20 protein-coding genes and 1 pseudogene are annotated in these 23337 nt (G+C 70.6%); 9 read left to right on the forward strand and 12 right to left on the reverse strand.

What is annotated here, in order from left to right; all coding sequences use genetic code 11:
* Nucleotides 1–68 precede the first annotated feature (68 nt).
* Nucleotides 69–1094 (forward strand): ATP-dependent 6-phosphofructokinase, encoded by a 1026-nt coding sequence (locus ACIBN2_RS17130; protein WP_399135213.1) that lies wholly within the window; start codon nt 69–71, stop codon nt 1092–1094.
* Nucleotides 1095–1104: 10 nt separating this feature from the next.
* Here the strand turns inward: ACIBN2_RS17130 and ACIBN2_RS17135 are convergent, their stop codons facing one another.
* Nucleotides 1105–1815 (reverse strand): XRE family transcriptional regulator, encoded by a 711-nt coding sequence (locus tag ACIBN2_RS17135; protein ID WP_399135214.1) that lies wholly within the window; start codon nt 1813–1815, stop codon nt 1105–1107.
* A 279-nt stretch (nt 1816–2094) separates the two neighbouring features.
* On the opposite strand from ACIBN2_RS17135, the gene ACIBN2_RS17140 reads away from it, so the two are divergent.
* Nucleotides 2095–2217, forward strand: a complete 123-nt coding sequence (locus ACIBN2_RS17140) for a hypothetical protein (protein ID WP_399135216.1) — start codon at nt 2095–2097, stop codon at nt 2215–2217.
* Here ACIBN2_RS17140 and ACIBN2_RS17145 read toward each other — a convergent pair.
* From ACIBN2_RS17145 to ACIBN2_RS17170, 6 genes are all read right to left on the reverse strand, one after another.
* Entirely contained in the window at nt 2207–3046 is an 840-nt protein-coding gene (locus tag ACIBN2_RS17145) for a carbohydrate ABC transporter permease (RefSeq protein WP_399135217.1), read from the reverse strand. The genes ACIBN2_RS17140 and ACIBN2_RS17145 overlap by 11 nt on opposite strands.
* An 8-nt stretch (nt 3047–3054) precedes the next feature.
* A complete protein-coding gene (locus tag ACIBN2_RS17150) occupies nt 3055–4011 on the reverse strand; it encodes a carbohydrate ABC transporter permease (RefSeq protein ID WP_399135219.1) in 957 nt (318 codons plus the stop codon).
* A gap of 16 nt (nt 4012–4027) precedes the next feature.
* Entirely contained in the window at nt 4028–5422 is a 1395-nt protein-coding gene (locus ACIBN2_RS17155) for an extracellular solute-binding protein (protein ID WP_399135222.1), read from the reverse strand.
* Between the two features lie 91 nt (nt 5423–5513).
* The gene (locus tag ACIBN2_RS17160; protein WP_399135224.1) at nt 5514–6224 is read right to left on the reverse strand and encodes a response regulator; all 711 of its coding nucleotides are present in this window, start codon (nt 6222–6224) and stop codon (nt 5514–5516) included.
* The gene (locus tag ACIBN2_RS17165) at nt 6221–6379 is read right to left on the reverse strand and encodes a hypothetical protein (protein WP_399135225.1); all 159 of its coding nucleotides are present in this window, start codon (nt 6377–6379) and stop codon (nt 6221–6223) included. The genes ACIBN2_RS17160 and ACIBN2_RS17165 overlap by 4 nt, the downstream gene beginning before the upstream one ends.
* Nucleotides 6376–8037 carry an ATP-binding protein gene (locus ACIBN2_RS17170; RefSeq protein ID WP_399135226.1) on the reverse strand — a complete coding sequence of 554 codons (1662 nt, stop codon included), beginning with the start codon at nt 8035–8037 and terminating at the stop codon, nt 6376–6378. The genes ACIBN2_RS17165 and ACIBN2_RS17170 overlap by 4 nt, the downstream gene beginning before the upstream one ends.
* Before the next feature lie 214 nt (nt 8038–8251).
* Here ACIBN2_RS17170 and ACIBN2_RS17175 point away from each other — a divergent pair, with 214 nt between their 5' ends.
* Both ACIBN2_RS17175 and ACIBN2_RS17180 read left to right on the forward strand, forming a co-directional pair.
* Nucleotides 8252–9634: a cation:dicarboxylate symporter family transporter gene (locus ACIBN2_RS17175; protein ID WP_399135227.1), complete on the forward strand. Its 1383-nt coding sequence runs from the start codon at nt 8252–8254 to the stop codon at nt 9632–9634.
* A 237-nt stretch (nt 9635–9871) separates the two neighbouring features.
* Complete coding sequence (locus tag ACIBN2_RS17180; RefSeq protein ID WP_399135228.1) at nt 9872–10645, forward strand: DUF2127 domain-containing protein; 774 nt, start codon at nt 9872–9874, stop codon at nt 10643–10645.
* 52 nt (nt 10646–10697) lie between these two features.
* On the opposite strand, the gene ACIBN2_RS17185 is transcribed toward ACIBN2_RS17180, so the two are convergent.
* On the reverse strand, nt 10698–11138 hold the full coding sequence (locus ACIBN2_RS17185) for a MarR family winged helix-turn-helix transcriptional regulator (protein ID WP_399135229.1): 441 nt from the start codon (nt 11136–11138) through the stop codon (nt 10698–10700).
* Between the two features lie 93 nt (nt 11139–11231).
* On the opposite strand from ACIBN2_RS17185, the gene ACIBN2_RS17190 reads away from it, so the two are divergent.
* From ACIBN2_RS17190 to ACIBN2_RS17210, 5 genes are all read left to right on the forward strand, one after another.
* Nucleotides 11232–11867, forward strand: a complete 636-nt coding sequence (locus tag ACIBN2_RS17190) for a maleylpyruvate isomerase family mycothiol-dependent enzyme (protein WP_399135277.1) — start codon at nt 11232–11234, stop codon at nt 11865–11867.
* Nucleotides 11868–12067: 200 nt separating this feature from the next.
* A complete protein-coding gene (locus ACIBN2_RS17195) occupies nt 12068–13642 on the forward strand; it encodes an AAA family ATPase (RefSeq protein WP_399135230.1) in 1575 nt (524 codons plus the stop codon).
* Between the two features lie 98 nt (nt 13643–13740).
* Nucleotides 13741–14124, forward strand: a complete 384-nt coding sequence (locus ACIBN2_RS17200; protein ID WP_399135231.1) for a MerR family transcriptional regulator — start codon at nt 13741–13743, stop codon at nt 14122–14124.
* A complete protein-coding gene (gene trxA / locus ACIBN2_RS17205; RefSeq protein ID WP_399135233.1) occupies nt 14121–14435 on the forward strand; it encodes a thioredoxin in 315 nt (104 codons plus the stop codon). The genes ACIBN2_RS17200 and trxA overlap by 4 nt, the downstream gene beginning before the upstream one ends.
* A gap of 167 nt (nt 14436–14602) precedes the next feature.
* Complete coding sequence (locus ACIBN2_RS17210) at nt 14603–16825, forward strand: HelD family protein (RefSeq protein WP_399135234.1); 2223 nt, start codon at nt 14603–14605, stop codon at nt 16823–16825.
* Between the two features lie 48 nt (nt 16826–16873).
* On the opposite strand, the gene glgB is transcribed toward ACIBN2_RS17210, so the two are convergent.
* The 4 genes and pseudogenes from glgB to ACIBN2_RS17230 form a co-directional block, all read right to left on the reverse strand.
* Nucleotides 16874–19648 carry a 1,4-alpha-glucan branching enzyme gene (glgB, locus tag ACIBN2_RS17215; RefSeq protein WP_399135235.1) on the reverse strand — a complete coding sequence of 925 codons (2775 nt, stop codon included), beginning with the start codon at nt 19646–19648 and terminating at the stop codon, nt 16874–16876.
* A gap of 23 nt (nt 19649–19671) precedes the next feature.
* Nucleotides 19672–21066: a phosphotransferase gene (locus ACIBN2_RS17220; RefSeq protein WP_399135236.1), complete on the reverse strand. Its 1395-nt coding sequence runs from the start codon at nt 21064–21066 to the stop codon at nt 19672–19674.
* A 94-nt stretch (nt 21067–21160) separates the two neighbouring features.
* Nucleotides 21161–22861 carry a maltose alpha-D-glucosyltransferase gene (treS, locus tag ACIBN2_RS17225; protein WP_399135237.1) on the reverse strand — a complete coding sequence of 567 codons (1701 nt, stop codon included), beginning with the start codon at nt 22859–22861 and terminating at the stop codon, nt 21161–21163.
* A pseudogene (locus ACIBN2_RS17230) lies at nt 22858–23337 on the reverse strand (alpha-1,4-glucan--maltose-1-phosphate maltosyltransferase); the annotation flags it as partial. The gene treS and the pseudogene ACIBN2_RS17230, both read right to left, overlap by 4 nt.

The raw sequence follows: 23337 nt of genomic DNA on the forward strand, positions 1-23337 counted from the left end.
CCATGTGGCGGACATGAAACAATCGCACTGGCTCACCGGCACCGAAAGCGAGCAGGAGACACAGCACGATGCGCATCGGAGTTCTCACCGCAGGCGGCGACTGCCCCGGCCTGAACGCCGTGATCCGGTCGGTCGTGCACCGCGCCGTCGACCACTACGGCGACGAGGTGATCGGTTTCGAGGACGGCTACGCCGGACTGCTGGACGGGCGCTACCGCGGCCTCGACCTGGAATCGGTCAGCGGCATCCTGGCCCGCGGCGGCACCATCCTCGGCTCCTCCCGCCTGGAGCGGGACCGGCTGCGCGAGGCCTGCGAGCGGGCCGAGGACATGGTCGAGGCCTTCGGCATCGACGCGCTCATCCCGATCGGCGGCGAGGGCACGCTGACGGCCGCGCGCATGCTGTCCGACGCCGGTCTGCCGGTGGTGGGCGTCCCGAAGACGATCGACAACGACATCTCCTCCACCGACCGCACCTTCGGCTTCGACACGGCGGTCGGGGTCGCCACCGAGGCGATGGACCGCCTGAAGACCACGGCCGAGTCCCACCAGCGCGTGATGGTCGTCGAGGTCATGGGCCGGCACGCGGGCTGGATCGCGCTGGAGTCCGGCATGGCGGCCGGTGCGCACGGCATCTGCCTGCCCGAGCGGCCCTTCGACCCCGCCCACCTGGTGAAGATGGTCGAGGAGCGCTTCTCCCGCGGCAAGAAGTTCGCGGTCGTGTGCGTGGCGGAAGGCGCCCACCCCGCCGAGGGCACCATGGACTACGGCCACGGCGAGATCGACCAGTTCGGCCACGAGCGCTTCCAGGGCATCGGCACGGCGCTGGCGTACGAGCTGGAGCGGCGGCTCGGCAAGGAGGCCAAGCCGGTCATCCTCGGCCACGTCCAGCGCGGCGGCGTCCCGACGGCGTACGACCGCGTCCTCGCCACCCGCTTCGGCTGGCACGCGATGGAGGCGGCGCACCGGGGCGAGTTCGGCAGGATGACCGCGCTGCGCGGCACCGACATCGTGATGGTGCCGCTCGCGGAGGCGGTGACCGAGCTGAAGACGGTGCCCAAGGACCGGATGGAGGAGGCGGAGTCGGTCTTCTAGACCCGCCGCCCTACTCGGAGTTGTCCTGGACGGCGGCCCAGAAGTGGTCGGCGATCCGGTCCAGGAACTCGCGCCCGGCGTCGCCGGCGTCGCTCGCCGAGTTCCCGGCGCCCCAGTTCAGCGAGGCGACCATCTGCCCCTGGTAGTCCTGGTGCAGCTGCTGGAGTGAGTCCTCCAGCAGCCGCCGGTCCAGGGGCACCGTCTTCGCCACGGGACGGACGTAGGCCTGCCAGCGCGTGGTCACGGCGCTGCGCAGCATCTCGGCGAGCTTCGCCGCACGTCCGGTGACGGTGACGAAGTCCGGGACCGACAGCTCCAGCAGCTCGGCGAGGGCGGTGGACTGGCGCTCGTTGCCGCGCCAGACGCTGTCCTCCATGTGGAGATAGGCGGGCAGTTCGAGCCCGGCGGCACGGGCGACGTCCTCGGGGGCGAGGCCGCGGGCGATGCGGTGCTCGCGCAACGTGCGCGGCTTTCCGATGAGTTCACCGGGGGAGCACCACAACACCCCGGCCAGAGCTCCGAGTTCGGGGCCGGTGGGGGGAATCTGCCCGCGCTCCCAGGCGTCGACCAGGTCCGCTGTGACGTACGGCAGTCCGTACGAGGTGCGCAGGCCGTGGGCGACGTGTTCGGGGCCCATGGCGAGCGCGGAGCGCAGCCGGCGGGCGGCGAGGGCGTCGAAGGGCGGGGCGGGCTGGTTCGGGCGGGTCGGACGTGGGAACACGCGGGCCAACGTAGGCGGGCCGTGACGCCCTGACTACGGTCTGTTCGGCCAGGATCACGGATTGTAGGAACGTACGGATTCGGCCACCTGTGCGGCTCGTGCGGACTCGGTCGAAGATCGTCTTCCGGTGGGGCGGGTGGCCTCGAAGGGCCCTTGGGGCGGGCGCTCCGCGCGGTGGCGCATGTGTGAAAGTCAAGCTCGGAGGGCATATGCGTGGACGCCCGCGGGCCCTCCGACCTTCGGGATCCCGCGGCGCGGGGCGCGGGCGGGAGGCCGCGGGTGTCGCCCGTGCGGGCGGGCGTCGAAGACGAGTACGCCACCGCCGGCCCGCCGATGGGCCGTGGCGGGGTCGGCGACCCGCGGCTCATTTCCGACGTCCTGCCGCCGGGCGTCACCCCTTGACCGCCCCGCCCAGCGCGAATCCGCTGCCCAGCCGCCGGGCGATCAGCACGTACAGCAGGATCACGGGCGTCGAGTAGACGATCGAGAACGCGGCCAGCTGCCCGTACGCCACCATCCCGCGGTTGCCGAAGAACTCGTTGATGCTCACGCTCGCCGGCATCTGGTCCGGGGTGAGCAGGAGCATGAAGGGGACGAAGAAGTTCCCCCACATCAGGACGAAGGAGAAGACGGTGACGACCGCGACGCCCGGGCCCATCAGGGGCAGGACGATGCGGACCAGGGACTGCATCGACGACGCCCCGTCGGTCCAGGCCGCCTCCTCCAGCTCCTTCGGTACGCCGTCCATGAAGTTCTTCATCAGCCAGATGGAGAAGGGGAGTTGGGAGGCGGCGAAGAACAGGATCGTGCCCTGCATGGTGTCGATCAGGTCCACCTGCACGAACAGCGCGTACACCGGCACCATGATCGCCGTGATGGGCAGGCTGGTGGCGAAGAGGACGGTCAGCAGGAAGGGGCGGTTCAGCCGGGAGCGGAAGCGCGAGAGCGGGTACGCGGCCAGGGCCGCGCACACCACCGTCAGCAGCGTCCCGCCGCCGCACAGGATCAGGCTGTTCAGCAGCGGTGTGAAGGTGATGTCCTGGGTCAGGATCGCGTCGAAGTTGGACCAGGTGACGCCGTCCGGGGCCTTCACGCGGAGGTCCGCGTGCGGGTCCACCGACGACAGCAGCACCCAGGCGAGCGGCAGCGCGAACGCGGCTGCCACCACCAGCAGGCCGATGTCCGCGGCCAGCCGGCGGCTTCTGCGGCGGGAGGCGAGTGTGAGGGCCATGGTGTCGGTCAGACCTCCGTCCGCAGCAGGCGCAGATAGACGAGGGAGAACAGCGAGCCGACCAGGAGCAGCAGCAGGGCGACCGCGGTGCCGTAGCCGATCATGCTGTTCTGGAAGGCCTGTTCGTACATGAACAGGGGGAGGGTCTGGCTCTTGTTGCCCGGGCCGCCCCTCGTCATCACCCAGATCAGCCCGAAGACCGAGAGGGTCTGCAGGGTGTTGAGCATCAGGTTCGTGCCGATGGAGCGGCGGATCATCGGCAGCGTGATGTGCCACATACGGCGCCAGCCGCCCGCGCCGTCGACCTCCGCCGCCTCGGTGATCTCCTGGGGGATCTCGTTCAGGGCGGCCGAGTAGACCAGCATCGAGAAGGCCGTGCCGCGCCACACGTTGGCGAACGACACCGCCAGGATCGGCAGGGTGAACAGCCAGTTCTGGGACGGGAGATGGAGCCAGTCCAGGACGGCGTTCAGGGTGCCCTCACGGCGGAAGAAGGCGTAGAGGAGGAAGCCGGCTACGACCTCCGGCAGGACCCACGCGGTGATGACGATGCCGCCGGTCAGCGTGCGGACGGGCTTCGAGGCACGCTGCATCAGCGTCGCCAGCGCCAGGCCGAGGGTGTTCTGGCCGAGAAGGGAGGAGACGACGGTGAAGACCAGCGTCAGCCATACGGCGTTGAGGAACTCCGCGTCCCCGAAGGCCCTGCGGAAGTTGGCGAGGCCGACGAAGGACGAGTGGGCCTGGCCGGTGAGCTGGAGGTCGGTGAAGGCGATGTAGGCGCAGTAGGCGATCGGTCCCGCGAGGAACAGGAGCAGCAGGACCAGGGCGGGGGCGACCGGCAGGGCCCGGGTCAGCCCGCGTGCGACGGGAGTTCGCGGGTCATGGGCCTGGCGGGGAGCCGGCGGGCCCGGGGGGACCTCGGTGGTCTCGAGGCCCGCCCCGGTGCGCGGTGTTGCTGCGGTCATCGGTGGTGGCCGCCGATCACTTCTTGACGACCTGGTTGTCCGTGGCGTCCTTGAGCGCGTCGTCGTAGCCGCTCGCCGCCTTGTCGACGGACGTGTCGCCCGTCGTCACGCCCTCCATCGCCTCCTGGATCGCCGTGGAGACCTTCGGGTACGCCGGGTAGGCGGGCCGGTAGTGGGTGCTGGCGACCAGGTCGGTGAAGAACTTGATGCCGGGCTGCGCCTTGGCGTACGCGGGGTCGGCGGCCACGTCCTTGCGGACCGAGATGCCGGAGTTGGTGATGTACCACTTCTCGGCGTTCGCCTTCGTCTGCATCGTCCTGATGAAGTCGAAGGCCAGGTCGGGGTTGCCGGCCTTGGCGGGGATCGCCCAGGTCCAGCCGCCGGACATGCTCACCTTGCCGGGAGCCTGGCCGTGCTGCGTGGGCATGTGGGCGAGGCCCAACTCGCTGGACCACTGCGGCCATTCGTGGCCGCTGCCCTTCAGCCATGCCTGTGGCAGCCACGAGCCGTCGAGGGCGATGCCCAGTTTGTGCTTGGGGAGCATCTCGCCGGCCACGATGGTCTGGATGTTGGGGTCGAGGGCGGTGGCGACGTCGGTGCCGAGCTTCTCCTGGTAGACGGTGTGGACGAAGTCGAGGGAGTCCTTGAAGCCCTGGCCCCCGGCGATCCACTTCTTGCTGGACTTGTCGTAGAGCGGGTCCGTGGTGCCGTCGCCGGTGCCGTACAGGAGCATCTCGAAGCCCTGCATGGTGGCGGCCTCGCCGGCGGGCTTGCCGGTGTAGACGTTGAGGGGGGTGACGCCCGGGACCTTCTTCTTGATCGTGCGGGCGGCGGCGAGGACCTCGTCCCAGTTCTTCGGCTGCCAGTCGGCGGGCAGGCCGGCCTTCTTGAAGATGCCCTTGTCGAACCAGAGGCCGCGGGTGTCGGTGCCGTCCGGGACGCCGTACGTCTTGCCGTCCTCGGCCTTGGCGGCGGTCTTCGCCGTGTCGATGAACTGGTTCCAGTCCGGCCACTTGGCGAGATACGGGTCGAGCGGCTTCAAGTACCCGCTGGTGATGTCCGAGTTGATGAGGAAGGTGTCCTCGTAGACCAGGTCCGGGGCGGTCTTGGGGGAGCGGAGCATCTGCTGGAGCTTGGTGTAGTACTCCGAGTCCGGGGCCTTGATCGGGACGAGTTCGACCTTCTTGCCCGGGTACTTCTTCTCGAACTGCTTCTTCATGTCCGCGAGATAGCCGTCCATCACGCGGATCGAGTTGTCCGTGGACTGCTTGAAGGAGACCCGCACGGTGTCCGGGTCGCTGCCGGAGCCACTGCCGCACGCCGTGAGGGCACTTGCGGACAGGGTGAGGGCAACCAGCGCTGTGAGAGGGGCGGTTGAGCGGGGGCGAGCGGCGGTGGGGCGCACGAGCACGACCTCCTACTGGCCTACGACACTGTCGGCCGATGGATGTGCGGTGAACGTAGGAGGAGTGGTCTAGTCAGGTCAATGAGTGTGCGGCGATCTATCGCGCCCGATCCGACTCTCCTCGCTCCTCCTTCACCCACCGGTACTGCAACTCGGGCCGCCCCACGGTCCCGTACTGCGGGTTGCGGGCCGCCCGGCCCGCGTCCACCAGATGCTCCAGATACCGCCGCGCCGTGATCCGGGAGATGCCCACCGACTCCGCCAGGCCGGTGGCGGTCAGCCCCTCCGCGCAGTCCCGCAGCGCCACCGACACCCGCTCCAGGGTCGGCGCGCTGAGGCCCTTGGGCAGCGCCGCGGGGGACGGGGCGCGCAGGGTGGCCAGGGCCCGGTCGACCTCGTCCTGGCCGCTCGCCTCGCCGACCGCGCCGTGGAACTCCGCGTACCGCACCAGACGGTCGCGCAGGGTCGCGAAGGTGAACGGCTTCAGCACGTACTGCACGACGCCCAGCGACACGCCTTCCCGCACCACGGCCAGGTCGCGCGCCGAGGTCACCGCTATCACGTCCACCTGATGCCCGGCCGCCCGCAGCGACCGCGCGAACTGCAGCCCGTGCACGTCCGGCAGATGCAGATCCAGCAACAGCAGATCCACCGGCGTGCGCTCCATCAGCCGCCGCGCCTCCGCACCGGTGTGCGCCTTGCCCACCGCCACGAACCCCGGCACCCGCCCGACGTACATCACATGCGCGTCGGCGGCCACGGGGTCGTCCTCCACGACGAGGACGCGAATGGGCTGCTCGGTGGTCATGCGTCGCCTCTCGCGGGGGTGGGGGTGGTGGTCGCCGGGGCGGGAGTGTCCGGCGTGGTGGGCAGGGGCTGCCGGGCCCCGAACGCGGCGTGCGCACCGGTGGTCCGCGGGCCGGCCTCCGGGCCGGGGACGCGGGTGGGCTGCTCGGTGGTCATGCGTCGCCTCTCGCGGGGGTGGGGGCGGTGCTCGCCGGGGCCGGGGTGGGGGCGGTGGCGGCGGGCAGGGGGAGGCGGGCCTCGAACACCGCGCCGCCCTCCTGGGCCTCCGTCACCGTCAGGGTGCCCTCGTGGCGGGTGACCGCCTGGCGGACCAGGGCCAGGCCGAGGCCGCGGCCGCCGGGGCCGGCCGGCTTCGTCGAGAACCCCCGCTGGAACACCAGCTCGGCGTGGGCGGGGTCCACCCCCGCGCCGGTGTCCGCGACCCGGATCACCAGCTCGCCGGCCTCCGCGTACGCCGTCACCGTCACGCGCGCGCCGATGCTGCCCTGCGCCGCGTCCACCGCGTTGTCGATCAGGTTGCCGAGGATCGTCACCAGGTCGCGGGCCGGCAGGCTCGCTGGGAGCAGGCCGTCGTCGAGGCGGCTGTCCTGCGACACCACCAGCTCCACGCCCCGCTCGTTGGCCTGGGCCGTCTTGCCGAGCAGCAGCGCCGCCAGCACCGGTTCGCTCACCGCCGCGACCACCTGGTCGGTCAGCGCCTGCGCCAGCTCCAGTTCGGCCGTAGCGAAGTCCACCGCCTCCTCCGCCCGGCCCAGTTCGATCAGGGAGACCACCGTGTGGAGCCGGTTCGCCGCCTCGTGCGCCTGCGAGCGAAGCGCCTGCGTGAAGCCCCGCTCCGAGTCCAACTCGCCCATCAGGGACTGCAGTTCGGTCACGTCCCGCAGCGTCACCACCGAGCCCCGGCGCTCCCCGCCCGACACCGGCGAGGTGTTCACCACCAGCACCCGCTCGGCCGACATGTGCACCTCGTCCACGCGCGGCTCCGAGGCCAGCAGCGCACCCGTCAGCGGCGCCGGCAGACCAAGTCCCGCGACCGACCTTCCCACCACGTCCTCCTCCGACGGCACCCCGAGCAGCTCCCGCGCGCCGTCGTTGATCAGCGCCACACGGTACTGGCCGTCGAGCATCAGCAGCCCCTCGCGTACGGCGTGCAGCGCGGCCTGGTGGTAGTCGTGCATACGGCTGAGCTCGCCCGCGTTCATGCCGTGGGTGTGGCGGCGCAGCCGGGCGTTGACGACGTACGTGCCGATCGCGCCCAGCGCGAGCGCGCAGCCCGCCACGCCGACCAGCGCCGACACCTGCCCCTGCACCTGCCTGCTGATCGCCTTGACCTTGATGCCCGCGCTGACCAGCCCCACGATGTGCCGGTGCTCGTCGTAGACGGGCACCACGGCACGCACCGACGCGCCGAGCGTGCCGGTGTAGGTCTCGGTGAAGGCCGTACCGCGCAGCGCGGGCGCGATGTTCCCGCGGAAGTGCTTGCCGATCTGGTTCTCGGTCGGGTGGGTCCAGCGGATGCCCTTCGTGTTCATGATCGTGACGAAGTCGACGTCCGCGTCCCGCATCACCTTCAGCGCGTACGGCTGGAGCTCGGCGGTGGGATCCGGGGTGCGGATCGCGGCCACCACGGACGGGGCGTCCGCGATCGAGCGGGACACCGCCATCGCCTGGCGGGCCGCCGCGTCCTCGGCCTGCCCCCGGTCGCTGAAGTAGCTGAACAGTGCATATCCGGCCACGAGCACGGCTATCAGCACGGCCTGCATCGCGAACAGCTGGCCGGCCAGGCTCCGGGGTCTCGGCACGGGGATGCGCATGTCGTCAGTGTGCCCCGCACGTCAATCGTGAACTAAATGAACGGAAGGGTGACCGCCCTCACACGGCGGGAGATAGTCACCGCATCGGTGAAGCGGTGGAAGCGGCCATACGGTTCCGGCCACCGCCTCCCGCGAAGATCCGCACCCCCATCCCCATCCCCCGGACGTGAGCCGCACGCCGGTGATGCCGACGAAGACGTCAAGGAGGGCATCCGTGGCCGCCAGAATCCCCGACACGGCACATGCCGCACCCGCTGGGAAGCGGGACCGTACCCACTATCTGTACATCGCCGTCATCGTCGCGGTGGCGCTCGGTATCGCGGTGGGCCTGATCTGGCCGGACGCGGGCGTCCAGCTCAAGCCGCTCGGTACCGGTTTCGTGAACCTGATCAAGATGATGATCTCGCCGATCATCTTCTGCACGATCGTGCTCGGCATCGGTTCCGTACGGAAAGCCGCCAAGGTCGGCGCCGTCGGCGGTATCGCCCTCGGCTACTTCGTGGTGATGTCGCTGGTCGCACTGACCATCGGCCTCGTCGTCGGCAACATCCTGCACCCGGGCGACGGGCTGCACATCACCAACGCGCTCAAGGCCACCGGGCACGACCAGGTGGACGGCGAGGCGCTGCCGCCGGTCGAGTTCGTGCTGTCCATCATCCCGGTGACCTTCGTGTCGGCCTTCACCCAGGAGCAGGTGCTGCAGACCCTGCTGGTCGCGCTGCTCACCGGGTTCGCGCTGCAGTCCATGGGGTCCATGGGCCAGCCCGTCCTGCGCGGCATCGAGCACATCCAGCGGCTCGTCTTCCGCATCCTCGCCATGGTCATGTGGGCGGCCCCGATCGGTGCCTTCGGTGCCATCGCGGCGGTGGTCGGCTCCGCCGGTCTCGACGCGCTGAAGAGCCTCGCCATCCTGATGCTCGGCTTCTACGTCACCTGTTTCCTGTTCGTCTTCATCGTGCTCGGCACGCTGCTGCGGGTCATCGCGGGCCTGAACATCTTCACCCTGTTCAAGTACCTGGCCCGGGAGTTCCTGCTGATCCTGTCCACCTCCTCCTCCGAGTCCGCGCTGCCGCGGCTGATCGCGAAGATGGAGCACCTGGGCGTCAGCAAGCCGGTGGTCGGCATCACCGTCCCGACCGGCTACTCCTTCAACCTCGACGGCACGATGATCTACATGACCATGGCGTCGCTCTACATCGCGGACGCCCTGGGCACGCCGATGTCCCTCGGTGAGCAGATCCCGCTGCTGCTCTTCCTGCTGCTGGCCTCCAAGGGCGCGGCGGGCGTCAGCGGCGCCGGTCTCGCGACGCTGGCCGGTGGACTCCAGTCGCACAAGCCCGCGCTGGTGGACGGCGTCGGCCTGATCGTCGGCATCGACCGCTTCATGAGCGAGGCGCGCGCCCTGACCAACTTCGCGGGCAACGCCGTCGCCACCGTCCTGATCGGCACCTGGACCAAGGAGATCGACACCGACCGCGTACGGCAGGTCCTCGCCGGTGACCTGCCCTTCGACGAGACGACGCTCCTGGACGACGACGTGCAGCCGCAGGCCGAGGTGCCCGAGCAGGGCGGCGAGAAGGAACTCGCGAAGGCCTGATCCCGGCTCCGGACGGCCGATCACTCCCCGTCGGTTTCCGCCGGTCCCCATCGATTCAGTGGCCCGCCCGGGAAAAGCCGAGCGGTAGGGTTCCTCCCCCGTGGACCCTGCCGCTCGGCCTCGTCGTTCGCGGGCCGGTCCGCCGGTGCCGTACTCTCACCGATCTCTTACCGTCGTCCACTAGCGTGCGCCGCCGGTCCGGTACTTAAGCAGCACATTCGTTGGAGGCACGGGGGAATGAAGATCGACTGGGACCGGCGTACGTGTGCGCGCAAGGGTCACATCACCTATGCGCCGGACGACCCGCGCCTGCGGGTGCGCCTGCACGCCGAGACCGCGCTCGGCGAGGTGTGGCGCTGTCTGCGCTGCGGCGACTTCGTGCTCGGCGAGCCCCACGGCTCGGGGCCGGCGGACCACGCGCCCCTCGTGCCGCGCGGCAAGGTGCTGCGCGACCTGTTCATCCTGCGCTTCCTGGCGATCGAGCGGGCCGTGCGCGGCGTGTTCATCGTGCTGGTCGCGCTGGCGGTGTGGAAGTTCAGCAACAGCCAGGACTCGGTGCGCCGGCTCTTCGACGAGTACCTCGACGTCTTCCGGCCGGTCTTCCGGCACTTCCACTACGACCTCGATCACTCACCGGTCGTCGGCACGATCCAGAAGACCTTCGGCTACAAGCACGACACCCTGCTGCTGGTCGCCGGACTGCTGCTCGCCTACGCCCTGATCGAACTCGTGGAGGCGGTCGGCCTCTGGTACGCCAAGCGCTGGGCGGAGTACCTCACGGTGGTCGCCACCGCCGCCTTCCTCCCGCTGGAGATCTACGAACTCACCGAGCACATCAGCTGGTTGAAGATCGCCACCCTGGTCCTCAACGTCCTCGCCGTCCTCTACATCGCCCTCGCCAAACGCCTGTTCGGCCTCCGTGGTGGCCGCCGGGCCTTCGAGGAGGAGCGCGAGAGCGCGTCCCTGCTGGAGGTCGAGGAGTCGGCGGGAGTGCCGGCGGGAGCCGCCTGACGGGTGCTGCGGCACGGCCGTGAGCCGGATCCTCCGGTCGCCGGTGGGCTGTTCAGGCCCACGGATCCGTGATCTCCCGCAGCGATGTCAGCGCCTCGCGCAGTTGCTTCATGCGGCGCTCGCCGAGGTGCTGCTCCCACTGCTTCTCCACCTCGGTGACCTCGCCGTCGGCGATCTCCTTGGCCGACCGGGCGCGGTCCGCCAGGCATACGAGCCGGGCCCGCCTGTCGGTCGGGTCCGGCTCCCGGCGTACGTAGCCCGCCTTCTCCAGCTGGTCGACCAGGAAGCCCGCGGTCTGCTTGGTGATCTGGGCCTGCGCGGCCAGCTCCGTCAGACGGGTGCCGTCCGGGCCGACGCGCTGCAGGACCCGGGCCTGGGCGGGTGAGAGGTCGTCGAAACCGGCCTCGGCGAGCACCTCGAAGATGCGGGTCTCCAGGGCCCTGTACGGGATGAACAGGAGCAGCCCCGTGCTGAGCTCGCTCTCCGCCGGCATCGTCGGCGCCCCCTCCGTGAAGCTTGACACTCGTCAGCGTCTCTGACTAATTTGGTCAGAGAAGCTTACCACTTGAGTGGGTGGGTGATCCGCATGGGTGCGGTGCTGGGCACGGACGAGCTCTGGCAGATCGTCGAGCGTGAGCGGACGGGCCTGGCCGACCTGCTGGCGGGGCTGAGCCCCGGGGAGTGGGAGACGCCGACGCGGTGCGGAGACTGGCGGGTGCGGGACGTCGCCGCGCATCTGAGCATCGGGGCGCGCTCCACGTACCGCTGGGTGCTGCGTGAGTTCGTGCGGTCCCGCGGGAACTTCGACCGGATGATCCACGACTCGGCGGTCCGCGAGGCGCGGCGCCCGGCCGGCGAGATCGTCGCCGATCTCCGCTCGATCGCCGGCTCCCGCCGGTACGCGCCGCTGACCACGCCCCGCGAGTCCCTCCTGGACGTCCTCGTGCACGGCCAGGACATCGCCCTCGCGCTCGGCCGGACGCGTGCGATGCCCGCGGAGGCCGCGCGCGACGCCGCCGACCGCGTCTGGACCATGCGCGTACCGCCCCGCCCCTGGCCCCTCCCGCACGCCCGGCTCGTCGCCACCGACATCGCGTGGACGCGCGGCACGGGCGAGGAGATCCGCGGTCCGATCGCCGCGCTGCTGCTCCTGCTCACCGGGCGCCCGGAGGCGGCCGAGGCGTGGACCGGGCGCGCGGGCGCGGACGTACGGGAGCGGTGAGCGCGCCGGCGTACCGGGCCGACGGGGGCGACGGGGGAACCTCGGGGGAACGGAGCGGCGGGTCCGGGGACGGGCCCGCCGCTCCGTCCGCGCGCTCACTCCTTTTGCCGCTCTTGCCCCAAATGCTTTGACCGCCGCACCCGTTGGGGCCCAGGCTGGACGGGCTCGGGGGGCCGACGGCCGAACGCAGGGAGGCGTACATGGGGGAACCCGACGAGGTGCAGTTCCTCAGCTCGGACGAGCACCGGCGCAGGTACGGCGCGGAGCGTGAGCCCTCGCCGCTGCCGCTGGAGCGGATCAACGAGCTCTTCCACGAGTTCCTCGTGGCGGTCGCCCGGCCCGGACATGCCGATACGGACGGCCGCCGAGACCTCGCGAAGCGACTGCGCGAGCACCTCGGCTCGGCGCCGACGGACCGCCCGGTGGTCAAGGCCGCGTACGCGCCGTACGACCTGCCCAACGTCCATCTCGCCCTGGAGCGCTGGTTCGCCGCGGACGGCCGTTCCTTCGAGTTGATCGGCATGCGCGGCGCCCAGCACCATGGCGAGCTCACCCTCGGCGACATCATCGAGGCCGCCGACCGCTACGACCGCTTCGTGGTCGGTGCCGTCGACTACGCCCATCTGCCCGTCTCGCCCGACGAGGAACTGGCCTGCGTCTCCTGCGGGTTCTACCTCGGCGTCGCGGGCGGCGAACGCTTCGCGATCCTGCTGCGCGGCCCGCAGGACGAGTACGGACGCAACAAGGTCGAGGTCGAAGTCCTCGCCGGCGACAAGGAATTCGCCGACCGCCTGCTCGCCGAGGTCGACTCCCTCGTCCGCGAGCACAGCATCTTCCGCGGCCAGGTGCTCTCCTTCGAGGGCTCCCAGTTCGGCCAAGGCCTCGGCCCGTTCCGCTTCCACCGCCGCCCCGGCCTGGCCCGCGAGGACATCGTGCTGCCCGCGGGGCTCCTGGACCGCGTGGAACGGCAGGTCGTGGGTGTGGCACGGCGCCGCGAGCAACTGCGCGCCGCGGGCCAGCACCTGCGCCGGGGACTCCTCCTCTACGGTCCTCCCGGCACCGGCAAGACCCACACGATCCGCTATCTCCTCTCCCACCTCCCGCAGTTCACGGTGGTGATCCTCTCCGGCGAGAGCATCGACGCCATCGGCCCCGCCTGCGCCCTGGCCCGGATGCTCCAGCCGGCGCTCGTCGTGCTCGAGGACTGCGACCTGATCGCCGAGGCCCGCGACTACGGCGCCGGCGAACAGCCCCTGCTCTTCCAGGTGCTGAACGAGATGGACGGCCTCGGCGACGACACCGACGTCGCCTTCCTGCTCACCACCAACCGTGCCGACCTGCTGGAGCCGGCCCTCGTCCAGCGCCCCGGCCGCGTCGACCTCGCCGTGGAGATCCCGCTGCCGGACGCGGACGGCCGCGCCGCCCTGCTCGCCCTCTACGGTGCCGGACTCGGCCTCGGCCAGGACGTCGCCGAGGAGGTCGTGGCCCGCACCGAGGGCACGACGGCCTCCTTCACCAAGGAGCTGGTCCGCCGGGCCGTGCTGATCGCGGCGGAGCGCGAGTCGCCGCGCACCGAGGCGGCGGACGTCCGCGAGGCCCTCGACGAGCTCCTCTCCGACCGCGACCGGCTGACCCGGCGGCTGCTCGGGGTGCGGGCGGGTGAGGAGGACGAGGACTGGTCCGAGGAGGGCGACGAGGACGACGCGGAGGTGTACGGGGGCCCGCCCTCGGGGGAGTGGCTGCTGGGCCCGCGCCCGGGCCGGTCGCCGTACTGACGAGCGAGCCGTACCGACGAGAGGCCGTACGGCGAAGAAGCCGTTGCCCTGACGAAGCCGTTGCCCTGACGTCGGCGTCAAGGATTACCGTCGAGGACATGCGAATCGGCGAGCTGGCCGCACGGGCCGGGACCACGACGCGGACGCTCAGGTACTACGAGTCGCGCGGGCTGCTGCCCGCGCGGCGCGGCACGAACGGGTACCGCACGTACGACGAGAGCGACCTGAAGCTGCTGCGGCAGATCAGGACCCTCCAGGACTTCGGGTTCGACCTGGAGGAGACGCGGCCGTTCGTGGAGTGCCTGCGGGCCGGTCACCCGAAGGGCGACGCCTGCCCGGCGTCGCTCGCGGTCTACCGCCGCAAGCTGGACGAGCTCGACGCGCTGATCGGCGAGCTCACGGCCGTGCGGGCGACGATCGCCGTCCGGCTGGCCTCGGCCGACGAGCCACCGTTGTGCGAAATGGGAGGGCAGGAACTGTGATCGACGTGACGGACGAGGATTTCACGGCGGAGGTGATCCGCTCGGATCTGCCGGTACTGGTGGAGTTCACGGCGGACTGGTGCCCGCCGTGCCGGCAGATGGCGCCGGTCCTGCGCGCGCTCGCCACCGAGGAGGCCGATCGTCTCAAGGTGGTGCAGTTGAACGTGGACAGCAATCCGGAGACCACGAACGCCTACAAGGTGCTTTCGATGCCGACGTTCATGGTCTTCCGCGGCGGTGAGCCCGTGCGGTCGATGGTGGGCGCCCGGCCCAAGCGGCGGCTGCTGGAGGAGCTGGCGGACGTCCTCTGACCCCTCCCGGCATAAAGAAATCCCCCGAGCAATTGCGCTCGGGGGATTTCTTTGCGTATATTCAATGATTCGCGACTTCAAGAGGATTGAGTCGCGGAAAAGTCCACTGGACGCAGTATATCCGGGCGGGAGCGGAATTGTCAAACACCGATTATCCAGACGATGAAATGCAAGGCGAGCAGGAATTCATCGACGGGCTGTACGCACGCGTTGACGCCCTGCGCGGCGACACCGAGGCGGGCGTCACGGACGCGCTCGGGCAGGGCAACACGCCCATGCAGGCCCGGCTGGAGCGGGACATCCTCGTCGCCGAGCGCTCGGGGCTGCTCGCGGCGCTGAACGCGGTGGACGGTTCCCTCTGCTTCGGCCGGATCGATCTCACCTCGGGGCAGACCCACCACATCGGCCGCATCGGACTGCGCACGGACGACGCCGAGCGCACCCCGATCCTGATCGACTGGCGTGCGAACGTCGCCCGCCCCTTCTACCTGGCCACCGGCCACACGCCGATGGGCCTGCGCAGGCGCCGGCACATCACCACCGACGGCCGTACGGTCACCGGCCTGCACGACGAGATCCTCGACCTCGGGGACCGGGAGCGGACCGGGCACGAGGACCCGACCGGGGACGCCGTGCTGCTCGCCGCGCTCGACGCCGCGCGCACCGGCCGTATGCACGACATCGTGCAGACCATCCAGGCCGAGCAGGACGAGATCATCCGGGCGCCGCACCGCGGGGTGCTGGTGGTCGAGGGCGGCCCGGGCACGGGCAAGACGGCGGTCGCGCTGCACCGGGCCGCGTATCTGCTGTACGAGCACCGGGAGCTGCTCGCCAAGCGGGCCGTCCTCATCGTCGGGCCCAACCCGGCCTTCCTCGGCTACATCGGCGAGGTGCTGCCCTCGCTCGGCGAGACGGGCGTGCTGCTCGCGACCGTCGGGGAGCTGTTCCCCGGCGTGAAGGCGACCGCGAGCGACACCCGCGCGGCGGCCGCGGTGAAGGGCCGCGCCGGCATGGCGGACGTGCTCGCCGAGGTCGTGGCCGACTGGCAGGCGCTGCCCGACCCGGTGATCGCGATCGAGCACGACCGCGAGATCCTGATGCTCGACGACGGCCTGGTGAAGGTCGCCCGCGAGCGCACCCGGGCCGCGAACCTGCCGCACAACGCGGCCCGTGAGCACTTCGAGGGCCACATCCTCAACACGCTCACCGAGCTCTACGCCGAGCGCGTCGGCACCGATCCGTACGACGGCAGCAGCCTGCTCGACCCGGCCGACGTCACCCAGATCCGCGATGAGATCGCCGAGAACCCCGAAGTATGGGCGGCCATCGACCAGTTGTGGCCGCGGCTGACCCCGCAGCGCCTGGTCGCGGATTTCCTCGCCGACCCCGTCGGCTACCTCCCCGACGAGGACGCGGCCGCCGTCCGCCGCCCGGTGACGCGGGAGTGGACGGTGTCGGACGTACCGCTGCTGGACGAGGCCGCCGAACTGCTCGGTGAGGACGACCGGGTGCGGCGGGCGCTGGCGGAGCGGGAGCGCGAGACACAGATCGCCTACGCGCAGGGCGTGCTGGACGTCTCGTTCGCCTCGCGCACCTACGAGTTCGAGGACAAGGACGAGGAGGACTCCGAGGTCCTGTCCGCGCACGACATCATCGACGCCGAGCGGTTCGCCGAGCGGCAGGAGGAGGACGACCACCGCAGCGCCGCCGAGCGCGCGGCGGCCGACCGGACGTGGGCGTTCGGGCACATCATCGTCGACGAGGCGCAGGAGCTGTCGCCGATGGCCTGGCGGCTGCTGATGCGGCGCAGCCCGACCCGCTCGATGACCCTGGTCGGGGACCCGGCGCAGACCGCGGAGGCGGCCGGCGTCGGCTCGTGGTCGGACATCCTCTCCCCGTACGTCGAGGACCGCTGGGAGCACACACGGCTCGGCGTCAACTACCGCACCCCGGCCGAGATCATGGAGGTCGCGGCGGCGGTGGTGCGGGCCGGGCAGCCGGACTTCGAGCCGCCGAGCTCCGTGCGCGCCACCGGGGTCCGGCCGTGGGCGCGTGCGACGGACGACCTGGCCGGGGCGGTGGCCAAGGCGGTGGAGGAGCTGACGCCCGCGGAGGGGCGGCTGGCGGTGATCGCACCCCGGCATCTGCACCGGCGGCTGGCCGCGCGGCTGGACGGGGTGACGGCGGGCGCGGAGCCCGACCTGACGCGCACCGTCGTACTCCTGGACCCGCGTCAGTCGAAGGGGCTGGAGTTCGACTCGGTGCTGGTGGTGGAGCCGGGCCTGTACGGCACGAGTGATCTCTACGTGGCGCTCACCCGGGCCACCCAGCGGCTCGGGGTGGTGCACAGCCGGCCCCTGCCGAAGGCGCTGGCCGCGGCGCTGGCGTGAGGGTCCAGGGGGCTCGGCCCCCTGGACCCCGGTCGGCCTTCGAAAGGGTCAGGCCGGCCGCAACCACACCGTCGCCAGCGGCGGCAGGGTCAGGGTGATGCTGGCCGGGCGGCCGTGCCAGCCCTGGGGTTCCGGTTTGACGATGTCGGGGTTCGTGACGTCGCCGCCGCCGTACCGGGCGAGGTCGGTGTTGAGGGTCTCGTGCCAGGCCTGGACGTCGTCGGGTACGCCGAGGCGGTAGGCGAGGCGGACGACGGGGGCGAGGTTGGAGACCGACAGGAGCGGGCTGCCGTCGGCGTCGAGCCTGAGAAACGCGAAGACGTTGTCCTCGGCCGCGTCGCCGACGATCCACTGGAAGCCGGCCGGGTCGGTGTCCCGCTGCCACAGCGCGGGGGTGTGCCGGTAGACGGTGTTGAGGTCGCGCACCATGTCGCGCACCCCGCGGTGGTCGGCCTCGGCGCCGTAGGCCGGGTCCAGCAGCCACCAGTCCGGGCCGTGGGCCTCCGACCACTCCGCGCCCTGGGCGAACTCCTGCCCCATGAAGAGCAGTTGCTTGCCGGGGTGGGCCCACATGAAGGCCAGGTAGGCACGGAGATTGGCCCGCTGCTGCCACCAGTCGCCGGGCATCTTCGACACCAGGGACCGCTTGCCGTGGACCACCTCGTCGTGCGAGATGGGCAGCACGTAGTTCTCGCTGTACGCGTACACCATCGAGAACGTCATCTCGTTGTGGTGGTATTTGCGGTGCACCGGCTCGTGGCTCATGTAGTCGAGCGAGTCGTGCATCCAGCCCATGTTCCACTTCAGGCCGAAACCGAGCCCCCCGAAGCCGCCCGGGCCCCGGTGATGGGTGGCCCGGGTCACGCCGTCCCAGGCCGTGGACTCCTCGGCGATCGTGACCACACCCGGCACCTGCCGGTACACGGTCGCGTTCATCTCCTGGAGGAACGCCACCGCGTCCAGGTTCTCCCGGCCGCCGTGCTCGTTCGGCACCCACTGGCCCGGCTCGCGTGAGTAGTCGAGGTAGAGCATGGAGGCGACCGCGTCGACGCGCAGACCGTCGATGTGGAACTCCCGGCACCAGTAAATGGCGTTCGCCACCAGGAAGTTGCGCACCTCGCGGCGGCCGTAGTCGAACTCCAGCGTGCCCCAGTCGGGGTGTGCGGAGCGCAGCGGGTCCTCGTGCTCGTACAGGGGGCGGCCGTCGAACTCGGCCAGCGCCCAGTCGTCGCGCGGGAAGTGCGCCGGCACCCAGTCCATGAGGACGCCGATGCCCGCCCGGTGCAGCGCGTCGACCAGGTACTTGAAGTCGTCGGGGGTGCCGAGCCGGGCCGTGGGAGCGTAGAAGCCGGTGACCTGGTAGCCCCAGGAACCGCCGAAGGGGTGTTCCGCGATCGGCATCAGCTCGACATGGGTGAAGCCGAGGTCCTTCACGTACGCCGGTAGCTGTTCGGCCAGTTGACGGTACGTCAGTCCCGGGCGCCAGGACGGCAGATGGACCTCGTAGACGGAGAAGGGCGCCTCGTGGGCGGGCCGGCCGGCGCGCTGCTCGATCCAGTGCGCGTCCTGCCACTCGTGGTGGGAGGCGGTGACGACGGACGACGTGTTCGGCGGGGCCTCGGTGCGGCGGGCCAGCGGGTCGGCGCGCAGGGTCTTGGAGCCGTCGGGGCGGGTGATCTCGAACTTGTACAGCTCGCCCTCGCCGATCTCGGGCACGAACAGCTCCCAGACACCGGACGAGCCGAGCGAGCGCATCGGATACCCGGTGCCGTCCCAGAAGTTGAAGGTGCCGGCCACATGCACGCCGCGCGCGTTCGGCGCCCACACCGAGAACCGGGTGCCGGTCACGCCCTGGTGCGTCATCGGGTGCGCGCCGAGCACCGTCCACAGCTCCTCGTGCCGGCCCTCGCCGATCAGGTGCAGATCGAGCTCGCCCAGCGTCGGCAGGAAGCGGTAGGCGTCCTCGGTCTCCCGGTACGAGCCCTCGTAGGTCACGAGGAGGCGGTATTCCGGCGGGGCCTCGGACAGGTCCAGCAGGCCGGAGAAGAACCCGTCCCCGTCGTCGTGCAGCTCCGCCCGCAGTTCCCCGGCGGCGACGGTCACGGACAGCGCGTACGGCCGGAACGCCCGGAAGGCGACGCCGCCGGGCACCTTGTGGGCGCCCAGCACCGTGTGCGGATCGTGGTGGGTCCCGGCCAGCAGCCGCGCACGGTCACCGGCGTCCAGGCGGGGGGAGACGGGCGCGGGCGCCTCCGGCGGCGGGGCCGGAGTCGAGACGGTGACCCTCTCCGGGGTGACGGTGCTCTTCCCGGCCGGCGCCTTCTTGGCCGGCGTCCTGGCCGGGGCCTTCTCCGCGGCGGCCTTCGCCGCGGCGCTCTTCTTCGCCGCGGCCGCGGTGGTGGTCGCCCCGGCGGCGGCCTTTGCCGCAACTGCCTTCTTCGCCGGTGCCTTTGCCGCGGTGCTCTTCGCCGGGGTGCTCTTCTTGGCTGCGGCCTTCTTCGCGACGGCCGTCCCGGCGGCGGCCGTCGTCGCTGCGGCCTTCTTCGCGGCCACCTTCTTGGCCGCGGCCTTCTTCGGCGCGGCCTTCTCCGCCGTCTTCTTCGCGGCCGTCTTCTTCGCCGCGGCCGGCTTCGTCGCGCTCGCCTTCTGCGCGCTCGCCTTCTTGGTCGTCACCTTCCCGGCCGTGGCCTTCTTCGTGGCCGCCTGCTCGGCGAGCTTCTTCGCGGCCGCCTTCTTGACCGGCTTATCGGGTTCGGTCGCCTTCTCCGCGGCCTTCGCGGCCTTCTTCGGATCAGAACCGCTGGGCGTGGGGCGGGGGGTCACGGGCGGCGCCTCCTCGGCAAGGTTCAGGTCAGGTCTGTCATGGCGTAACGCTCGATCGCCGCCATCGGTACGGAAAGCCAGTCGGGACGGTGACGGGCCTCGTAGAGGACCTCGTATATCGCCTTGTCCGTCTCGAAGGCACGCAGCAGCACCGGGTCGGTGCGCGGGTCGCGGCCGCTGACCTCCGCATACCCGGAGCAGTACGCGGCGCGGCACACGTCCGCCCACTCCGGAGCCGGCGCGGGCGCGGAGTGGGACGCGTAGTCGAAGGAGCGCAGCATCCCCGCGATGTCCCGCACCGCGGGCTGCGGCATCCGCCGCTCGGCCAGCGGTTTGGACGGCTCGCCCTCGAAGTCGATCAGCCACCACTCGCCGGCCGGCGAGCGCAGGCACTGTCCGAGGTGCAGATCGCCGTGGATGCGCTGCGCGGTCCAGGTCTGGCCCTCCGCGGCCAGATCGGCCAGCGCCGTGAACTCGGAATGCAGCGCGGGCGCGTACGGCCGCAGCGAGGGCACCGCCTGCGCGGCCGCCTCCAGGCGCTCGATCATGCCGTCGGCCAGCAGCCGCATCTGCGTGTGGCCCAGGGTCATCGTCGGCAGCGCGCGGGCCAGCGCGGTGTGCACCTCGGCGGTGGCGCGGCCGAGCGCCCGCGCCTCGGCGGCGAAGTCCTCGCCCTTGGCCAGCTCGCGCAGCGCCAGCTCCCAGCCGTCCGACGCACCCTGCAGGAAGGGCTGGAGGACGCCGAGCACATACGGCTCCTGTTCCTCGGGCAGCTCGGCCCGCAGCCACGCCGTCGGCGCGGGCACCCGGGAACAGCCCTCCCGGGCGAGCGCCAGCGGCAGTTCCAGGTCGGGGTTGACCCCGGGCAGGACCCGGCGCAGCAGCTTGAGGATGAACGTATCTCCGTAGATCACCGACGAGTTGGACTGCTCGGCGGTCACCACGCGGGGGACCAGCCCGGTGCGGATCTGCCGGCCGGGTTCCCGGTCGAAACGGAGCCCGCCGATCCGGGCCTGGGAGCGCAGCGCCTCCAGGAGCAGTTCGGCGGGCCGGGTGTCGTACAGGGCCTCGTACACCGTGTGTCCGGCGAGCGGGCCCTGCTCGACGTGTCCGATCAGCGCGGGCGCCAGCCGGGGCGGCAGCGCCTCGCGCACGCCTATCAGCAGCTGGTAGCAGTCACCCGGGTGGGCCTCGGCGCCGACCGTGAGTGGCTGATGGGCGCGCACCAGCAGGTGGTACAGGCCCAGCCTGCTGTCGACCGGCAGCAGTTCCGTGGCCGCGACCAGCGAGAATCCGGCGACCGGACGTCCTTTGCCCGCGAACCAGCGCTGCCGTGGCAGCCACTCCCTGAGCAGTGGATCCAGGGACTCGAGCAGGCCAGGGCTGGTCGTGCTGGAAAGTGTGACAGTCTCCGCCATAGTGTCACATTCCTTTCCCCTGGTGGGCGGGGTGCTACTGATGCGTGCCCCGGGTGGGGCAGGAGAAACGCCCCATCCCGGGATCTCCGAGGCGCTACGTCGGCTCCTTCCGGAGCCGGAACCAGTAGAAGCCGTGCCCGCCGAGGGTCAGCAAGTACGGCAGCTCGCCTATGGCCGGAAAGCGCACGCCGCCGAAAAGCTCGACGGGGTGCCGCCCGTTGAACGCCTGGAGGTCCAGCTCGGTGGGCTGGGCGAAGCGGGAGAAGTTGTTCACGCAGAGCACCAGGTCGTCCTCGTACTCCCGCAGGAAGGCGATCACCGCCGGGTTGGAGGAGGGGAGCTCGGTGTACGTGCCGAGGCCGAAGGCCGGGTTCTGCTTACGGATCTCGATCATCCGGCGGGTCCAGTGCAGCAGCGACGAGGGCGAGGACATGGAGGCCTCGACGTTGGTGACCTGGTAGCCGTGGACCGGGTCCATGATGGTCGGCAGGAACAGCCGGCCCGGGTCGCAGGAGGAGAACCCGGCGTTGCGGTCGGGGGTCCACTGCATGGGGGTGCGCACGGCGTCGCGGTCGCCGAGCCAGATGTTGTCGCCCATGCCGATCTCGTCGCCGTAGTACAGGATCGGCGAGCCCGGCAGCGACAGCAGGAGAGCCGTGAACAGCTCGATCTGGTTGCGGTCGTTGTCCAGGAGGGGGGCCAGGCGGCGCCGGATGCCGATGTTGGCGCGCATCCGGGGGTCCTTGGCGTACTCGGCCCACATGTAGTCGCGCTCTTCGTCGGTGACCATTTCGAGCGTGAGCTCGTCGTGGTTGCGCAGGAAGATGCCCCACTGGCAGTTGGAGGGGATGGCCGGGGTCTTGGCGAGGATCTCGGATACCGGGTAGCGGGATTCCCTGCGGACGGCCATGAAGATGCGCGGCATGACCGGGAAGTGGAAGGCCATGTGGCACTCGTCGCCACCGCTCTGGTAGTCGCCGAAGTAGTCGACGACGTCCTCCGGCCACTGGTTGGCCTCCGCGAGCACCACCGTGTCCGGGTAGCTCGCGTCGATCTCCTTCCGCACCCGCTTGAGGAACTCGTGGGTGGCCGGAAGGTTCTCGCAGTTGGTGCCCTCCTCCTGGTAGAGGTACGGCACCGCGTCCAGCCGGAAGCCGTCGATGCCGAGGTCCAGCCAGAAGCGGAGGGCGGAGATCATCTCCTCCTGCACGGCCGGGTTCTCGTAGTTGAGGTCCGGCTGGTGGGAGAAGAAGCGGTGCCAGTAGTACTGCTTGCGGACCGGGTCGAAGGTCCAGTTGGAGGCCTCGGTGTCGACGAAGATGATCCGCGCGTCCGCGAACTGCTTGTCGTCGTCGGCCCACACGTAGTAGTCGCCGTAGGGCCCGTCGGGGTCCTTTCTCGACTCCTGGAACCACGGGTGCTGGTCGCTGGTGTGGTTCATGACGAAGTCGATGATGACGCGCATGCCGCGCTGGTGGGCGGAGTCGACGAACTCGACGAAGTCGGCGAGGTCGCCGAACTCGGGCAGCACGGCCGTGTAGTCGGAGACGTCGTAACCGCCGTCTCTCAGCGGGGACTTGAAGAACGGCGGCAGCCAGAGGCAGTCGACACCCAGCCATTGCAGGTAGTCGAGCTTGGCGGTGATGCCCTTGAGGTCGCCGACGCCGTCGCCGTTGCTGTCCTGGAAAGAGCGGACGAGGACCTCGTAGAAGACCGCGCGCTTGAACCAGTCCGGGTCCCGGTCCTTGGCAGGGGTGTCCTCGAAGGTGTCCGGGACGGGTTCATTGACGATCATGAGGTGGGTGACCCTCCGATCTGCGGGGTGGACGGTCGCAGGACGGTGAATACGTGCGCGGGGCGAATGCCCGGTTCGAGGCGTACGTAATTGGCCCTGCCCCAGTGGTAGGTCTCGCCGGTGAGTTCGTCACGCACCGGCACCGACTCGTGCCATTCCAGGCCGAGTTGCGGCATGTCCAACGAGACCGTCGCCTCCTGGGTGTGGTGGGGGTCGAGGTTGGCGACCACCAGAACCGTGTTCGAGCCGCTCCGCTTGGAGTACGCGATCACCGCTTCCTTGTCCGCCTGGTGGAAGTGGAGGTCGCGCAACTGGCGGAGGGCGGGGCTCGCGCGCCGGACGGCGTTGAGCTTGGTGATGAGGGGGGCGAGGGTGCGGCCTTCGCGTTCGGCGGCTTCCCAGTCGCGGGGGCGGAGCTGGTACTTCTCGGAGTCGAGGTATTCCTCGCTGCCGTCGCGCAGGGGGCGGTTCTCGCA

Origin of the sequence: Streptomyces sp. NPDC050534, assembly GCF_044457745.1 — a bacterium.
Classification (GTDB): Bacteria; Actinomycetota; Actinomycetes; order Streptomycetales; family Streptomycetaceae; genus Streptomyces.

Coding starts and splice junctions, on each gene's coding strand:
- treS (WP_399135237.1), bottom strand. CDS start 22,861: ATGATCGTCAATGAACCCGTCCCGGACACCTTCGAGGACACCCCTGCC.
- ACIBN2_RS17150 (WP_399135219.1), bottom strand. CDS start 4,011: ATGACCGCAGCAACACCGCGCACCGGGGCGGGCCTCGAGACCACCGAG.
- ACIBN2_RS17180 (WP_399135228.1), top strand. CDS start 9,872: ATGAAGATCGACTGGGACCGGCGTACGTGTGCGCGCAAGGGTCACATC.
- ACIBN2_RS17145 (WP_399135217.1), bottom strand. CDS start 3,046: ATGGCCCTCACACTCGCCTCCCGCCGCAGAAGCCGCCGGCTGGCCGCG.
- ACIBN2_RS17210 (WP_399135234.1), top strand. CDS start 14,603: ATGCAAGGCGAGCAGGAATTCATCGACGGGCTGTACGCACGCGTTGAC.
- ACIBN2_RS17165 (WP_399135225.1), bottom strand. CDS start 6,379: ATGACCACCGAGCAGCCCACCCGCGTCCCCGGCCCGGAGGCCGGCCCG.
- ACIBN2_RS17130 (WP_399135213.1), top strand. CDS start 69: ATGCGCATCGGAGTTCTCACCGCAGGCGGCGACTGCCCCGGCCTGAAC.
- ACIBN2_RS17220 (WP_399135236.1), bottom strand. CDS start 21,066: ATGGCGGAGACTGTCACACTTTCCAGCACGACCAGCCCTGGCCTGCTC.
- ACIBN2_RS17160 (WP_399135224.1), bottom strand. CDS start 6,224: ATGACCACCGAGCAGCCCATTCGCGTCCTCGTCGTGGAGGACGACCCC.
- ACIBN2_RS17170 (WP_399135226.1), bottom strand. CDS start 8,037: ATGCGCATCCCCGTGCCGAGACCCCGGAGCCTGGCCGGCCAGCTGTTC.
- ACIBN2_RS17185 (WP_399135229.1), bottom strand. CDS start 11,138: ATGCCGGCGGAGAGCGAGCTCAGCACGGGGCTGCTCCTGTTCATCCCG.
- ACIBN2_RS17195 (WP_399135230.1), top strand. CDS start 12,068: ATGGGGGAACCCGACGAGGTGCAGTTCCTCAGCTCGGACGAGCACCGG.
- ACIBN2_RS17200 (WP_399135231.1), top strand. CDS start 13,741: ATGCGAATCGGCGAGCTGGCCGCACGGGCCGGGACCACGACGCGGACG.
- ACIBN2_RS17190 (WP_399135277.1), top strand. CDS start 11,232: ATGGGTGCGGTGCTGGGCACGGACGAGCTCTGGCAGATCGTCGAGCGT.